12 protein-coding genes and 2 pseudogenes are annotated in these 14,939 nt (G+C 72.2%); 12 read left to right on the forward strand and 2 right to left on the reverse strand.

Going from position 1 to position 14,939, the window contains the following annotated elements; all coding sequences use genetic code 11:
- Window positions 1–95 precede the first annotated feature (95 nt).
- The 5 genes from ACIBNA_RS06430 (at window position 96) to ACIBNA_RS06450 (ending at window position 7,277) form a co-directional block, all read left to right on the forward strand.
- The gene (locus ACIBNA_RS06430; protein ID WP_399164119.1) at window positions 96–902 is read left to right on the forward strand and encodes an HlyD family efflux transporter periplasmic adaptor subunit; all 807 of its coding nucleotides are present in this window, start codon (window positions 96–98) and stop codon (window positions 900–902) included.
- A complete protein-coding gene (locus ACIBNA_RS06435; protein ID WP_399164120.1) occupies window positions 899–3,124 on the forward strand; it encodes an NHLP family bacteriocin export ABC transporter peptidase/permease/ATPase subunit in 2,226 nt (741 codons plus the stop codon). Before ACIBNA_RS06430 ends, ACIBNA_RS06435 begins: the two co-directional genes overlap by 4 nt.
- Before the next feature lies 1 nt (window position 3,125).
- Window positions 3,126–5,948, forward strand: a complete 2,823-nt coding sequence (locus tag ACIBNA_RS06440; RefSeq protein ID WP_399164121.1) for an NHLP bacteriocin export ABC transporter permease/ATPase subunit — start codon at window positions 3,126–3,128, stop codon at window positions 5,946–5,948.
- A gap of 87 nt (window positions 5,949–6,035) precedes the next feature.
- Complete coding sequence (locus tag ACIBNA_RS06445; protein ID WP_399164122.1) at window positions 6,036–7,037, forward strand: Ppx/GppA family phosphatase; 1,002 nt, start codon at window positions 6,036–6,038, stop codon at window positions 7,035–7,037.
- Window positions 7,038–7,085: 48 nt separating this feature from the next.
- Window positions 7,086–7,277, forward strand: a complete 192-nt coding sequence (locus ACIBNA_RS06450) for a hypothetical protein (RefSeq protein WP_399164123.1) — start codon at window positions 7,086–7,088, stop codon at window positions 7,275–7,277.
- 28 nt (window positions 7,278–7,305) lie between these two features.
- Here the strand turns inward: ACIBNA_RS06450 and ACIBNA_RS06455 are convergent.
- A pseudogene (locus tag ACIBNA_RS06455) lies at window positions 7,306–7,761 on the reverse strand (flavodoxin family protein); the annotation flags it as partial.
- 75 nt (window positions 7,762–7,836) lie between these two features.
- Here ACIBNA_RS06455 and ACIBNA_RS06460 point away from each other — a divergent pair.
- Genes ACIBNA_RS06460 through ACIBNA_RS06470 form a run of 3 tightly spaced genes read left to right on the forward strand, consistent with a single transcriptional unit; the run spans window position 7,837 to window position 9,712 of the window.
- Window positions 7,837–8,850: an iron-containing redox enzyme family protein gene (locus tag ACIBNA_RS06460; protein WP_399164124.1), complete on the forward strand. Its 1,014-nt coding sequence runs from the start codon at window positions 7,837–7,839 to the stop codon at window positions 8,848–8,850.
- Window positions 8,851–8,871: 21 nt separating this feature from the next.
- Window positions 8,872–9,525 (forward strand): HemK2/MTQ2 family protein methyltransferase, encoded by a 654-nt coding sequence (locus ACIBNA_RS06465; RefSeq protein ID WP_399164125.1) that lies wholly within the window; start codon window positions 8,872–8,874, stop codon window positions 9,523–9,525.
- Window positions 9,506–9,712, forward strand: coding sequence for a CDGSH iron-sulfur domain-containing protein (locus tag ACIBNA_RS06470; protein WP_274821600.1), 207 nt, complete (start codon window positions 9,506–9,508; stop codon window positions 9,710–9,712). The genes ACIBNA_RS06465 and ACIBNA_RS06470 overlap by 20 nt, the downstream gene beginning before the upstream one ends.
- 155 nt (window positions 9,713–9,867) lie before the next feature.
- Here the strand turns inward: ACIBNA_RS06470 and ACIBNA_RS06475 are convergent, their stop codons facing one another.
- Window positions 9,868–10,302: a protease inhibitor gene (locus tag ACIBNA_RS06475; protein ID WP_399164126.1), complete on the reverse strand. Its 435-nt coding sequence runs from the start codon at window positions 10,300–10,302 to the stop codon at window positions 9,868–9,870.
- 325 nt (window positions 10,303–10,627) lie between these two features.
- On the opposite strand from ACIBNA_RS06475, the gene ACIBNA_RS06480 reads away from it, so the two are divergent.
- The 4 genes and pseudogenes from ACIBNA_RS06480 (at window position 10,628) to ACIBNA_RS06495 (ending at window position 14,938) form a co-directional block, all read left to right on the forward strand.
- On the forward strand, window positions 10,628–11,194 hold the full coding sequence (locus tag ACIBNA_RS06480; RefSeq protein WP_399164127.1) for a hypothetical protein: 567 nt from the start codon (window positions 10,628–10,630) through the stop codon (window positions 11,192–11,194).
- A 194-nt stretch (window positions 11,195–11,388) separates the two neighbouring features.
- Entirely contained in the window at window positions 11,389–12,999 is a 1,611-nt protein-coding gene (locus ACIBNA_RS06485; RefSeq protein ID WP_399164128.1) for a purine-cytosine permease family protein, read from the forward strand.
- Entirely contained in the window at window positions 12,996–13,688 is a 693-nt protein-coding gene (locus ACIBNA_RS06490) for an alpha/beta fold hydrolase (protein WP_399164129.1), read from the forward strand. Before ACIBNA_RS06485 ends, ACIBNA_RS06490 begins: the two co-directional genes overlap by 4 nt.
- 82 nt (window positions 13,689–13,770) lie before the next feature.
- A pseudogene (locus ACIBNA_RS06495) lies at window positions 13,771–14,938 on the forward strand (lactate 2-monooxygenase).
- Window position 14,939: the final 1 nt, after the last annotated feature.

Below are 14,939 nucleotides of genomic sequence, written 5' to 3' on the forward strand. Positions count from 1 at the left end.
TCCCGGAGCCGCAGCCGGCGGTTCCGGGATCTTCGGGTGCCGTAACAGCCTCTGTTGCGGCCGTAAGAACCTCTTCTACGGGTGAGGGAAGTTCCTTGCAGTTCCGCCAACAGGCCCTCGCCAAGCTCCAGTCACCGGAGGAACTCGACCTTCCGGTGCGCTTCGCCCGCCCGCAGGGCTGGCTGGTGCTCTCGGTGACGGTGGTCGCGATGGCGGCCGCCTCGGTATGGGCGGTGACCGGCTCGGTGACCTCCACCGTCAGCGCACCCGCCATCCTCACGCACGGGCAGGGCAGCTATCTCCTCCAGAGCCCGGTCGCGGGCCAGGTCACCGCGGTGCTCGCGCAGCAGGGCGAGCGGTTGCCGGCCGACTCCCCCGTGCTCAAGGTCCGTACGCCCAAGGGCGAAACCGTCGTCCGCACGCTCGACGCGGGCCGTGTCTCCGCGCTCGCCGCGACCGTCGGGCAGATCATCCAGACCGGCGCGAACGTCGCCGCCGTCGAGAAGGTCGCCCACACCAAGGACGCGTTGTACGCGACGGTCTACGTCCCCGCCGAGAACGCCGCCTCGATCCCCGACGACGCCGACGTCGACCTGACCGTGCAGTCGGTGCCGACCCAGGAGTACGGCGTGCTGCGCGGCCACGTGAAGTCGGTGGACCGCTCGGCCCAGTCTCCGCAGCAGATCGCCGCGTTCCTCGGGGACAGCCAGCTGGGCGAGCAGTTCACGAAGAAGGGCAGGCCGGTGGCCGTGACGGTCCGGCTGGACAAGTCGTCCGCCACGAAGAGCGGTTACAAGTGGTCGTCCGCGGACGGGCCGCCGTTCAAGCTGAACTCCATGACGCTGGCCTCGGGGTCGATCCGGCTGGCCGACCAGCATCCCGTCGACTGGCTGCTGCCGTGACCGCGACCGCACCGGACACCCGGGGCCGACGCCGCGCCGCCCCGCCGAAGCGCAAGGTGCCCAAGGCCGGCGCGAAGACCGTCCGCACGCCCACCGTGCTCCAGATGGAGGCCGTGGAGTGCGGCGCCGCCTCCCTGGCGATGGTGCTCGGCCACTACGGCAAGCATGTCCCGCTGGAGGAGCTGCGCATCGCCTGCGGCGTCTCCCGCGACGGCTCTCGCGCCAGCAACCTCCTCAAGGCGGCCCGCAGTTACGGCCTGACGGCCAAGGGCATGCAGATGGACCTGGCCGCCCTCGCCGAGGTGAAGTCGCCGGCCATCCTGTTCTGGGAGTTCAACCACTACGTCGTCTACGACGGCATGGGCCGCCGCTTCGGCCGCCGCGGCGTCTACATCAACGACCCCGGCAAGGGCCGCCGCTTCGTCCCCATGGAGGACTTCGACGGCAGCTTCACCGGTGTCGTGCTGGTCATGGAGCCCGGCGAGGACTTCACCCGGGGTGGCCGCAAGCCCGGCGTCCTGGGCGCGATGCCCGCCCGGCTGCGCGGCACCGCGGGCACGATGCCCGCCGCCGTCCTGGCGAGCCTGCTGCTGGTGGCGGTCGGCGCGGCGGTGCCCGCGCTCAGCCGCACCTACATCGACGAGTTCCTGATCGGGAACCACACCTCGCTGCTCGGCGTGCTGTTCGCGTCGATGGCGGCGTGCGTGCTGCTCACGGTCGTGCTCACCTGGCTCCAGCAGGCCAACCTGCTGCACGGCCGCATCATCTCCTCGACCCTCTCCAGCGCCCGCTTCCTGCGCCATCTGCTGCGGCTGCCGGTGACGTTCTTCTCCCAGCGCAGCCCGGCCGACCTGGTGCAGCGGCTCCAGTCCAACGACGCGGTCGCCGAGACGCTGTCCCGCGACCTCGCGGCGGCGGGCGTGGACGCGGTCGTCGTCGTCCTGTACGCGGTGCTGCTGTACACCTACGACCCGCAGCTGACGTTCGTCGGCATCGGCGTGGCGCTGCTGAACATCGTGGCCATGCGGGTGGTCATCCGGCTGCGGGCCACGCGCACGGCGAAGCTGCGCGCCGACACGGCCCGGCTGACCAACACCGCGTACACCGGTCTTCAGCTGATCGAGACGATGAAGGCGACCGGCGGTGAGGACGGCTACTTCCGCAAGTGGGCCGGGCAGCACGCCACCACGCTGGAGGAGCAGCAGCGGCTCGGTGTGCCGAGCGCCTGGCTGGGCGTGGTCGCGCCGACGCTGGCCACCCTCAACAGCGCGCTGATCCTCTGGATCGGCGGCATGCGGGCGGTCGAGGGCCACATCTCGGTCGGCCTGCTGGTCGCCTTCCAGGCCCTGGTCACCCGGTTCACCGCCCCGCTGACCCGGCTCAACGGCGTCGCGGGCCGCATCCAGGACTTCGCGGCCGACGTGGCGCGGCTGAAGGACGTGGAGAACTTCAAGGCCGACCCGCTCTACGGCCGCCCCGAGTCCGGCGAGTCGACGCGCCGCCTCCAGGGGCACGTCGAGCTGGAGAACATCACCTTCGGCTACAGCCCGCTCGACAAGCCCCTGCTCACCGGCTTCGACCTCACGGTCGGTCCCGGGCAGCAGGTCGCGCTGGTCGGCGGGTCCGGAAGCGGCAAGTCCACGGTGTCCAGGCTGATCTCCGGCCTGTACGCGCCGTGGGAGGGCGTGATCCGCATCGACGGACAGCGCATCGAGGACATCCCGCGCGGGGCGCTGGCCGCCTCCGTCTCCTTCGTCGACCAGGACGTGTTCCTCTTCGAGGGCACGGTCCGCGACAACGTGGCGCTGTGGGACCCGTCGATCCCGGACGAGGCGGTGGAGGACGCGCTGCGGGACGCCGCCCTGCACGACGTGATCACGCGGCGTCCCGGCGGTATCCACAGCAAGGTCGAGCAGGACGGGCGCAACTTCTCCGGCGGGCAGCGCCAGCGCCTGGAGATCGCGCGGGCGCTGGTGCGCCGGCCGAGCATCCTGGTCCTCGACGAGGTGACGAGCGCGCTGGACGCGGAGACCGAGCTGGTCGTGATGGACAACCTGCGCAGGCGCGGCTGTGCCTGTGTGGTGATCGCGCACCGGCTCAGCACGGTCCGCGACAGCGACGAGATCGTCGTCCTCCAGCACGGCACGGTCGTGGAGCGGGGACGGCACGAGGACCTGGTGGCGCGCGGCGGAGCGTACGCGGCACTGGTCAGGGAGCACTGAGATGACGGCCGTTCAGGGCCACGAGGGTGACCTCGTCCTCAACGCGTTCGGGCAGATGGGCTCGCGCATCGACTGCGCCGGGTTCAACCGCCTCGACCTGGAAGGCCCGCAGGTGCTGTGGCTGGTCGCGTCGGGTGCCGTCGACCTGTTCGCGGTGGACGCCGGCCAGCAGGGCCACTGGCACCACCTGGGCCGCCTGGAGGCGGGCTCGCTGGTGCTCGGACCGGTGGCGGGGCCCCAGCACACCCTGGTGGCCCGCCCGCTGCGGGACTGCGTGGTGCACCGCATCGGCCTGCGCGAGCTGTACCAGCCCGCCAGCACCGCGACCTGGTCGTACGACGAGTACGGCAACCCGCAGTACGTGCCGCCGACGACGAGTCCGCTGGAGTACGCCCTCGCCCTGGGGGTGGGCCGCAGCCTGTCCATCCTCTTCCAGGCGCCGATGGCCACCGAGCGGGCCGCCGCGCCCACGGACGACGACGTGTTCTGGATGCAGGTGCCACCGGGCAGCGTCCAGTACGGCTCGCTGTACGGCGCGGAGGCCGCGGCCGACCTGCTGATGGACCCGGCCCTGTGGCAGACCATGGTCGACCAGCAGTACCGGCTCCTGACCACGCTGGACCGCTGGATCGAGCAGCTGGAGCGCACCCACGAGTCGCGCACGGCCGAGGGCATCAAGGCCGGTGAGGCGGTGCGCGCCCAGGCCGACCAGACACTGCTCGCCTCCATCGGCAAGCGGTCGTCGAAGCGGACCACCGCGGCCGACGCCGACGCCACGTACGCGGCGTGCAAGCTCGTCGCGCAGGCGGCCGGGATCAGCCTCACCGAGCCCACCCAGAAGGGCATCGGCGGCGACCGTCTCGACCCGGTCGAGCAGGTCGCCCTGGCCTCCCGCGTCCGTACCCGGGCCGTGCGCCTGGACGGCCGCTGGTGGCGGGACGACGTCGGGCCGCTGGTCGGCCACCGGGCCCTGTCCGGAGCGCCGGTGGCGCTGCTGTGGCGGCGCGGCGGATATGTGGCGGTCCATCCGTCCACCGGTCGTGAGACACCGATCGAGAAGGCCAACGCCGACGAGTTCGAGCCGCGCGCGGTGATGTTCTACCGCCCGCTGCCCGAGCGGCGGCTCAGCCCACTCAGACTGCTGCGGTTCTGCATGCAGGGCACGCGCGGCGACCTGACGGGGCTGCTGCTCAGCGGGCTGGTCACGGTGGCGATCGGCGCGCTGGTGCCCATCGCGACCGGCAAGGTGCTCGGCGAGTTCGTGCCGAAGGCGCAGACGGACCTGATCGTGCAGGTGTGCCTGGCGGTGATGCTCAGCAGCGTGGTGGCGGCAGCCTTCATGCTGTTGCAGAACCTGACCATCCTGCGGCTGGAGGGCCGCATCGAGGCCACCCTCCAGCCGGCCGTGTGGGACCGGCTGCTCAGGCTGCCGACGAGGTTCTTCACCGAGCGCTCCACCGGCGAACTGGCCAGCGCTGCCATGGGCATCAGCTCGATCCGCAGGCTGCTGGCGGGAGTCGGGCCGACGGTGACCCAGTCGGTGACGGTCGGGGCGATGAACCTGGGGCTGCTGCTGTGGTTCAGCGTGCCGATGGCGATGGCCGCGATCGGCATGCTCGTCGTCATCGCGGCCGTGTTCCTGGGGCTCGGGTTGTGGCAGGTGCGGTGGCAGCGGCGGCTGGTGGTGCTCTCCAACAAGCTGAACAACCAGGCCTTCCAGACGCTGCGCGGTCTGCCCAAGCTGCGGGTGGCCGCCGCCGAGAACTACGCGTACGCCGCGTGGGCGTCCCAGTTCGCGCGCAGCCGGGAGCTCCAGCAGAAGGTCGGCCGCATCAAGAACCTCACGTCGGTGCTGGGCGCGGTGTATCTGCCGCTGTGCACGCTGCTGATGTTCATGCTGCTGGCGGGTCCGGCCCGGGGCTCGATGTCGGCGGCCGCGTTCCTCACCTTCAACACCTCGGTCACGATGGTGCTGACCTCGGTGACCCAGCTGACGAGCGCGTTCGTCTCGGCCGTGGCCGCGCTGCCGATGTTCGAGGAGATCAAACCGGTGCTGGACGCGACGCCGGAGGTACGCACGGCGAGCACGCGTCCGGGCCCGCTGTCCGGGGCGCTGGAGGCGCGGCGGCTGTCCTTCCGCTACTCGGACGACGGCCCGCTGGTCCTGGACGACGTGTCGTTCGAGGTGCGGCCGGGCGAGTTCGTCGCGGTCGTCGGCCCGAGCGGCTGCGGCAAGTCGACACTGCTGCGCCTGCTGATCGGCTTCGACCGCCCGGTGTCGGGCAGCGTCCTCTACGACGGTCAGGACCTGGCCGCGCTCGACCAGTCGGCGGTGCGCCGCCAGTGCGGTGTGGTGCTCCAGCACGCGCAGCCGTTCACCGGTTCGATCCTGGACGTCATCTGCGGCACGGAGCCGTACACGCCGGAGGAGGCGATGGCGGCGGCCGAGATGGCCGGTCTCGCCGAGGACATCAAGCGGATGCCGATGGGCCTGCACACCATCGTCTCGGGCAGCGGCGCCGTCTCCGGCGGCCAGCGCCAGCGGCTGATGATCGCCCAGGCGCTGATCCGCCGGCCGCGCATCCTCTTCTTCGACGAGGCGACCAGCGCCCTCGACAACGAGACCCAGCGCACGGTCATCGAGAGCACCAAGGCCCTCAACGCCACCCGGATCGTCATCGCCCACCGGCTGTCGACCGTGCTGGACGCCGACCGGGTCGTGGTGATGGAGGACGGCAAGGTCGTCCAGCAGGGCCCGCCCGCCCAGCTGCTCGCCGACACGAGCGGCCGGCTGCACGAGCTGGTGCGGCGCCAGATGGCGTGACGATCCCCGGCCTGCCCGGTGGCGTGTCTTCGCCGTACTCCGGGGGCCCGATCGTTGGCCTCTCCCAGAAGTGGGTACCCACGGCCCATGCGAATCAGCGTGGTGGACGTGGGATCGAACACGGTCAGACTGGTCGTCGCGGACGCGGACGGTGGCGTACCGCTTCCGGTGCACACCGCCAAGTGGCGGCTCAGGCTGTCCGAGCAGGTCACACCGGGGGGACCCATCCCGGAGCCGGCCGTGGAACAACTGGTGCACGCGGTCGCCGAGGCGAGCCGGACCGCCACCCGGTGGGGTGCGGCCTGCCCGCTGGCGTTCGCGACCGCCGTGGTGCGCAGCGCGCCGAACCGGCACGAGGTGCTGCACACCGTCCGGGCCCGTACCGGCGTGGACCTGTGCACGCTGCCGGGCGAGGTCGAGGCGGAACTGACGTTCCTCGGTGCCCGGCGCTGGATGGGCTGGCGGTCGGGGCCGCTCGCGCTGCTCGACATCGGCGGCGGCTCGCTCGAAGTCGCCTTCGGGCGCGGCCGGTTGCCCGACTTCGTGGCGTCGCTGCCGCTGGGCGCGGGGCGGCTCACCCACGAGTTCTTCAAGGACGAGGACCCGCCGTCGCCGGAGCGAGTGCGGGCGCTGCGCCGCAAGGTCCGCCACCAGCTGCGGGACGTCGCGGCGCGGATCCGCTGGGAGGGCCCGCGCACCGCGGTCGCCACCTCCCGCACCTTCCAGCAACTGGGACGGCTGTGCGGTACGCCGCCCGGACGCCACGGCCCGTTCGTGGACCGGCAGTTGCACCGCGCGGCGCTGCGCGAGGCGATCCCTCGGCTGGCCGCCCTGCCCGCGGCCGAACGCGCGCAGCTGCCCGGCATCTCAGCGCCGCGGGCCGCGCAGAGCCTGGCCGGAGCGGTGGTCGGGCACACCGCGATGAAACTGACCGGCATCAGGTCCGTCACGGTCTGCCCCTGGGCGATCCGCGAGGGCGTGCTGCTGCGGCACATCGAGGACGGCCCCGCCTGGTGGGCGGAAGTCACCCGCCGCAACGAGGAGGCGGCCCCGCCCGACCCGGTGCCGCTGCGCATCGCCTCCAGCTGAGCACCGGCAGACGACAAGGAACGCACCGAACGCAGGAAGGAGACCCCCGTGTCCCAGGACAAGAACCACGACGGCTCCGACAAGAAGCCCGAGACGGCGCTGGAGGAGGTCCTGCGCGAGATCGAGGACGCCGAGAACCACACCCAGGACTCCGCCGAGCAGCGACGCCACCGGGGCGAGGCCGCAGAGGCCATCACCCCGAACACGCGCGCCCAGGAGGAGTCCCAGGGGGACCGATAAGGAGGGGCCGGGCGGGCCCGGGCCACTGCGGCGGCGGGCCGAGCGGCCGCTGCGCCAGGGCCCGGGCCACGCCGAGCAGGTTGGCCGCCATGGCCCGCCCGGTCGACCGCGACCAGTCGCGGCCGCGCTCGGCGTCGATGAAGCCGGGCCCGGGCCCGGCCCCTGGTTCAGTAGGTCCACGCTTGGCCGGGGATCGTGCAGCCGATGTCCTCCAGGACGCCCGGGATCTCGTTGATCACATGATGCGCCCCGTCCTCGTTGCCGGTGCGACCACGCCCGCCACCTGGTCGTAGGCGACCGGCCGGCCCTCGTCGTCGGTCTCGGACATCATCGCGTCCATCCGCTCCAGCACCCGCTGGGCGACGGAGGACGCCCCGCCGAGCCAGGTCGGCGAGGCGATGACGAGGATCTCGGACTCCAGCAGCCGGTCGTGCACGCCCGGCCAGGCGTCGCCCTCGTGCACCGGCTCGCTGGTCACCCCCGGGGGTGCCGGAGTACCCCGCCGCGCCGGTGTTGCGCGAGTGGGTGACCCCACACGCCGGCCGGGTACCCGGCGCGCATGGAGCACCACCGTGATGAGCCAGGACTGCCCGCCCCGCGCGGCCCGCTGAGCAGGGCCGTCGCGGCATACCTGCGGGGCGCGGGCCGGCTGCCCGGCCTTGAGGAGGTCGTCCGTGCCTCGGTGTACGGCGAGGATCTCCAGCTCGCCCTGTACCTGTGCTACGAGCTGCACTACCGCGGGTTCGCGGGTGTGTCCCCCGATCGCGAGTGGGACCCCGACCTGTTGCGCACCCGGGCGGCCCTCGAGCACCGCTTCCTGTCCGCTCTGCGCACCGACGCCCGGGTCCACGACAGCGTGGACGAGGCACTGGCGGACCTCCTGGTCGAGCCCGTCGACGGCACGGGCGTCACCCACTTCCTGCGCGACGAGGGCGAGCTGTGGCACCTGCGCGAGTACGCGGCCCAGCGCTCCCTCTACCACCTCAAGGAGGCGGACCCGCACGCCTGGGTGCTGCCGCGGCTGTGGGGCCGGGCGAAGGCGGCGATGGCGGCGGTGGAGTTCGACGAGTGGGGCGGTGGCCGCGCCGACCGTGTGCACGCCCGGCTGTTCGCGGACCTGATGACGGACCTGGGCCTGGACACCACGTACGGCCGCTACCTCGACGCGGCGTGCGCCGAGGCCCTGGTCACGGTGAACCTCATGTCCCTCTTCGGCCTGCACCGGGCCCTCAGGGGCGCCCTGGTCGGCCACTTCGCGACGGTCGAGATCACCTCGTCACCGGGATCGCGGCGACTCGCCGAGGCGATGCGCCGCACCGGTGCCGGGCCCGCGGCCGAGCATTTCTACGACGAGCACGTCGAGGCCGACGCGGTCCACGAACAGGTGGTGCGCCACGACGTCATCGGCGGTCTGCTTCAGGCCGAACCGCACCTGGCCCCGGACGTCGCGCTCGGGATCGACGCCACCGGGTTCGTCGAGGACCGCTTCGGCGCCCGGCTGCTCGCCGACTGGCGTGCGTCACGTTCGTCACTACATGCCCCGCTTGCCCGCGAAGCAGCCCATATACCCTGAATACCCGGGTACCCGAGCGCCGTGAACCCACTGGTACCCCCGGGCGTCTACGCCCCGCAGGAGGACACCGAGCTGCTGGCCGGCGCCCTGTCCGACGAGCCGTTGCCGCCGGGCGCGGAGGTCCTGGACGTCGGCACCGGCACCGGTGCCCTGGCCTTGGAGGCCGCGCGCCGGGGCTTTCGTGCGACCGCCGTGGACGTGTCATGGAGGGCGGTGTGGGCCGCGCGGCTGAACGTTGCGCGGGCGGGACTCCCCGTCCGTATCCGGCACGGGAATCTCTTCGACCCGGTGCGCGGGGAGTCGTTCGACCTGATCCTGGCCAACCCGCCGTACGTGCCGGCGCCGGGCGGTGCCGGACGGGCGAGGGGCGCGGCCCGCGCCTGGGACGCGGGCGACGACGGACGGCTGGTCGTGGACCGGATCTGCCGGGAGGCGCCCGGCCTGCTGCGTCCGGGCGGGGTGCTGCTGGTGGTGCAGTCCGCGCTCAGCGGCCCGGAGCTGAGCGTCGGGCAGTTGCGCTCGTCCGGCCTGAAGGCCGCGGTGACGCGCCGGCGACGGATCGCGTTCGGCCCGGTGCTGCTCGGCCGGGAACGCTGGCTGCGGGAGCGGGGGCTGCTGCCCGCCGCCGAGGACAAGGAAGAGCTGGTGGTCGTCCGTGCCGAACTCCCCGTCTGACCGGTCCGCGGCGCCGCGCCGCATCACGGTCCAGCGCAAGGGCCCGCTGCTGGTGGAGGGCCCGGTGGAGGTGGAGCTGGAGGACGGTTCCGTCGTCACCTCGGACCGCTTCCGCGTGGCCCTGTGCACCTGCGGCCGCAGCCGCCGCTATCCGTGGTGCGACACGAGCCACCGCGACCGGGTCTGAGCCCGGTGCGCGGTGGCCGGTGAGTCCAGGGGCCGGCGGGCGGCCCCACACCGCCCGCCGGCCCCCTTGTACGAGATCGCAGGTCCCCGCGACAGCGGCCCGGCTCCCCAGCCTCGAGCCCCTGTGCCTCACGGGAACGGCGCGATCCCGGCCTATCAGAACGCGAAGACGCCGGAACCGTAGGCGTTCTTCACGCACTCGTTGGAGAACGTGCGCTCGTACGAGACCCTCTTGCCCTGCCAGACACCGTCGACGGTGACGACCACCGGGTCGTACTGCTTGGTGCACATCACGCCGTCCCTCGCGGTCAGGGCGTGGATGTCGCCGCCGACGCCGCGCAGCTGCGCGCAGGCGGAGCCAGCGACCGGGTGGGTGCCGGAGGACGTCGGGGCACAGGTCAGGGTGACCGCGCGTTCCGGAGTCGCGGCGGCCGCGCCCTCCCCGTGGCCCACCGTGAGAACGAGGGCCGACGGGGCGTAGAGCGCGGTGGGGGCCTGACCCGGACTGGCGAGCGCGGCCCCGGTGAGGGGTCCGCAGACGGCGGTGGCCGTCAGGCCGAGGGTCATGGCCCAGCGCGCGGTGTTCCGCATTGTGTGCATCCTTCCGCTCGATTACAGGGTGTGCCGGCCCGTGCTCGGTCGGTGCCCGGGACGGCGAGCGCGAGTCTGCCGAGTCCGCCACCGAAACACACATCGACCCCACCGGTTTCAGTAACATTGCGTATTGAATCAGTGGCGCGAAGTTACGGAATGCGCCCGCGTGAAGCCCGTAACTGCGCGGACTCCGAGGTCACGAAGCGGCCAGATGGCTGATTTCTGCGTGTTCGTCAATAGGCCTGAAACATTCCGATTCCGCTCTGGGCCGACTGCTTTGCGGCCCCTTGTGTTCATGCTCCGGGCGAGTAATCGTCATTACATGATTACGACAGAGCAGCGAGAGAAACTGCGCGGCTGGTTCGCCGGCCGTCTTCCCGACGACCTCTTCGAGGAGCTGACCGAGATCACGGTCGACCGCGAGGAGATCACCGTGATCGGCCGCATCCCCGAACCCCGGCTGGCCGAGGACGCCCCGGCCGCCGAGCGGGAGGCGGCCCTGGAGAGCCGGGTGCAGGAGTTCCGGGAACGAACGCGTGAGGACCGGATGGCCGTGGCCCGGGAGGCCGAGCACCGGTTCCGCCGGAAGGTGTCCTGGGGTGTGGAGTGCGGCGGGCGGCGCACCCTCTTCACGCACGTGGCCGCGCCCGTCATGACGCGGCTGCGCCAGCCGGAGCGCCAGGTCCTCGACACCCTGATCGCCGGCGGCGTCGCCCGCAGCCGCAGCGACGCGCTGGCCTGGTGCGTACGCCTGGTCCAGCGTCACACCGACGACTGGCTCACGGAGTTGCGCGACTCCCTCGAACACGTACAGCGGGTCCGGGCCCAGGGGCCGGACGCCGAGCCCGACCAAGCGGATCACGCCGAGCACACGGATGACGAGGAGTGACCGCCTCAGTGGAGGATTCGTCCACTGACAACACCGCGACTGGATGAACCGTCCTCTGGTGTCGTTCGCCAGCGGCCCCCTACCGTCGGCAGCACCCCAGAGGACGGGATCCGCACGCCGCCGCACACCCAGGCACCGGCGAGCGGCCGTCCGCCACGCCGCCGCGCCACCGCCCCGTCTCCGCTGGAGCCCTCTTGTCCTCGTCGGCCGAACGTCCCCCGGGCACCGACCTCCCCTCCCCCGCCCCGTCTCCCCCGTCCCTGACGGAGGTCGAGACCCGCGGTGTGGACCGCATCCCCGACGCCGAGCGCACCGCCACCCCGCTGGACCTGTTCCGGCTCGCCTTCGGCGGCGCCAACACCTTCTCCACCTGCGTCCTGGGCGCCTTCCCGATCCTGTTCGGCCTCTCCTTCCGGCAGGGCCTCGCGGCCACGCTCCTCGGGGTCGTCGCGGGCGCGCTGATCCTGGCCCCGATGGCGGTGTTCGGCCCGGTCAACGGCACCAACAACGCCGTGTCGTCGTCCGCGCACCTGGGTGTGCACGGCCGCGTGGTCGGCTCGTTTCTGTCCCTGCTGACGGCCGTGGCGTTCTTCTCCATCTCGGTATGGAGCTCCGGCGACGCCCTGGTCGGCGGCGCCCACCGGCTCTTCGGTCTCGCCCGGGAAGACCTGTCCTACGCCGTCGCGTACGCGCTGTTCGCGGTGCTGGTCCTCGCGGTGTGCGTCTACGGCTTCCGGTTCATGCTGTTCGTCAACAAGATCGCGGTGACCTCGGCGAGCGCGCTGTTCCTGCTCGGCGCCGCGGCGTTCGCGGATGACTTCGACCCCTCGTACGCGGGCGTCTTCACCGACTCGGCGGACGCGGCGACGACGGCACTGTTCTGGCCGTCGTTCATCGGGGCGGCGCTGATCGTGCTGTCGAACCCGGTGTCGTTCGGGGCGTTCCTCGGCGACTGGTCGCGCTACATCCCGGCGAGCACCCCGCGCCGGAAGGTGATCGGGGCCGCGTTCCTGTCGCAGCTCGCGACGCTGCTGCCGTTCCTGTTCGGCCTGACGACCGCGAGCATCATCGCGAACAAGGCGCCGCAGTACGTCGATCCGGCAGCCCCCGACTTCGTGGGCGGGCTGCTCGCGATCTCGCCGGGCTGGTTCTTCCTGCCGGTGTGCCTGCTCGCGCTGATCGGCGGCATGGCGACGGGCACGACGGCGCTCTACGGGACCGGGCTCGACTTCTCGTCGGTGTTCCCGAGGCTGTCCCGGGTCCGGGCGACGCTGCTGGTCGGCGCGTTGTCGATCGGGTTCGTCTTCGCGGGCCGGTTCGGGCTGGACCTCGTGCGGTCCATCTCGACCTTCGCCACGATGATCGTCACCTGCACCACTCCGTGGATGGTCGTGATGATGCTGGGCTACTGGACGCGGCGCGGCTGGTACGACCCGGAGGCGCTCCAGGTCTTCAACCGCCGTCAGCGCGGCGGCCGTTACTGGTTCGCGCACGGCTGGAACTGGCGGGGCATGACCGCCTGGTGGGTCTCGGCGCTGATCGGCGTCCTCTTCACCAACATGCCCGGGCAGTTCGTCGGGCCGCTCGGCGACCTCGCGAACGGCGTCGACATCGGTCTGCCCGTGTCGCTGGTGGCGGCGGCGGTGCTGTTCCTGACGCTGCTGCGGCTGTTCCCCGAACCCCGTGCGGTGTACGGGCCGCAGGGCGCGCGGCTGGCCCGGACGGCCGACGTGCCGGTGCCGCCGATCACCGGGCCCGGTGCCGAGGGGGCGTTGTCGGACCCCTCGGCTAAGTTGTCGGCATGACCAACTTCGTACTGGTGGCAGGGACGTGGCTCGGGGCGTGGGCGTGGGACGAGGTGGCCGCGGAGCTGCGCGGCGCCGGGCATGACGTCCATCCGCTGACGCTCTCGGGCCTCGCCGAGAAGCAGGGTGCGGCGGCCGGGCAGCAGACGCACGTGCGGGACATCGTCGACGAGGTGGAGCGCCTCGGCCTGCGCGATGTCGTCCTCGTGGGGCACAGCTACTCGGGCATACCGGTCGGGCAGGCCGCCGAGCGGATCGGGGAGCGGTTGCGGCGCGTGGTGTTCGTCGACGCGAACGTGCCGGTGGACGGCGAGTCGTTCCTGTCGGGCTGGCCGAGCGACCCCGTACGGCAGTCGATCGCCGAGCACGACGGGTTCTGGCCGCCGCTCGGCGCGCCGGACTACGCGGGGCAGGGGCTGACGGACGAGCAGATCGCCCGGATCGTCGGTTCGACCCCGCACCCGGGTGCCACGCTCACCGAACCGGCCGTGCTCGCCGGTTCCTTGGGCGAACTCCCGGCGACGTATGTGAAGTGCCTGCTCGACGGGGACGAGCCGATGCCGGCGGTGGCCGAACTCCTCAAGAGCGACAGCTGGGAGCTCGTGGAGCTGGACACCGGACACTGGCCGATGTTCTCGCAGCCGCACGCACTCGCCCGCCTCCTGGACGCGGCGGGGAGCCGCCCCTGATCCGCCGTCGCGCATACCGCTCGGTATCGTCGGCCGTGGGGCACGGTCTCAACGAAGAGACAGCGAGAGGCGGTTGCGTACGGTGGGCAAGCACTGGGCGGACTTCCAGTACGAGATCTATCTGAACGGGATGACGGGTGCCGTACCGCGGCTGCCCACCGATCTGACCCGGCTGGAGGAGCTGACCGAGCAGCGGCTCGGGCCCGGCCCGGTCGGCTATGTGGCGGGCAGCGCGGGCAACGGCAGCACGGCCCGCGCCAACCGGGCGGCCCTGGAGCGTCGTCGGATCGCGCCGCGCATGCTGCGGGACGTGCACGAACGGGACCTGTCGGTCGAGGTGCTGGGCCGCGCCCTGCCGGCTCCGCTGGCGCTGGCCCCGGTCGGCGTGCTGTCGATCATGCACCCGGACGCCGAGTCCGCCGCGGCCCGGGCCGCCGCCGCGCAGGGCGTGCCCTTCGTCCTGTCGTCCGCGTCGAGCACGCCCATGGAGCAGGTCGCCGAGGCGATGGGCGACGCCGAGCGGTGGTTCCAGCTGTACTGGCCCAGGGACCCCGAGGTGGCCCGCAGTTTCCTGAGCCGAGCGAGGGCGGCCGGGTTCAGCGTGCTCGTGGTCACCCTGGACACGCCGCTGCTGGCGTGGCGGCCGCGCGATCTCGACCAGGCGTATCTGCCGTTCCTGCACGGCGTCGGCACGGCCAACTACTTCTCGGACCCGGCATTCCAGGCGGGTCTGGCCAAGCCGGTGCACGAGGATCCGAACGCGGCCGTGATGCACTTCGTCGGGATGTTCGCCGACCCGGCGAAGAGCTGGCCGGACCTGGCGTTCCTGCGGGAGAACTGGGACGGCCCGATCGTCCTCAAGGGAGTGCTGCACCCGGACGACGCGGCAGGCCGCACAGGCGGGCATGGACGGTGTCGTCGTCTCCAACCACGGCGGGCGCCAGGTGGCCGGGTCCGTCGCGGCGGCCGACGCGCTGCCCCGCGTGGCTCAGGCCGTGGGCGACCGGCTCACCGTCCTCTTCGACAGCGGCATCCGCACCGGCGACGACATCTTCAAGGCACTCGCCCTCGGCGCCCGCGCCGTCCTCGTCGGGCGCCCGTACGTCTACGGTCTCGGTCTCGACGGCCGGCCGGGCGTCGAACACGTCATCCGGTGTCTGCTGGCCGAACTCGACCTCACTCTGGCCCTGTCGGGCCACGCCACGCCGGGCACAATCGGTCCGGGCGACCTCATCGAGGCTCCGGCCTGAC

The sequence above is a fragment of the Streptomyces sp. NPDC050164 genome (assembly GCF_044459945.1).
GTDB classification, from domain to species: domain Bacteria; phylum Actinomycetota; class Actinomycetes; order Streptomycetales; family Streptomycetaceae; genus Streptomyces; species Streptomyces coeruleorubidus_A.

Coding starts and splice junctions, on each gene's coding strand:
- ACIBNA_RS06440 (WP_399164121.1), top strand. CDS start 3,126: ATGACGGCCGTTCAGGGCCACGAGGGTGACCTCGTCCTCAACGCGTTC.
- ACIBNA_RS06445 (WP_399164122.1), top strand. CDS start 6,036: ATGCGAATCAGCGTGGTGGACGTGGGATCGAACACGGTCAGACTGGTC.
- ACIBNA_RS06460 (WP_399164124.1), top strand. CDS start 7,837: ATGGAGCACCACCGTGATGAGCCAGGACTGCCCGCCCCGCGCGGCCCG.
- ACIBNA_RS06475 (WP_399164126.1), bottom strand. CDS start 10,302: ATGCGGAACACCGCGCGCTGGGCCATGACCCTCGGCCTGACGGCCACC.
- ACIBNA_RS06480 (WP_399164127.1), top strand. CDS start 10,628: ATGATTACGACAGAGCAGCGAGAGAAACTGCGCGGCTGGTTCGCCGGC.
- ACIBNA_RS06490 (WP_399164129.1), top strand. CDS start 12,996: ATGACCAACTTCGTACTGGTGGCAGGGACGTGGCTCGGGGCGTGGGCG.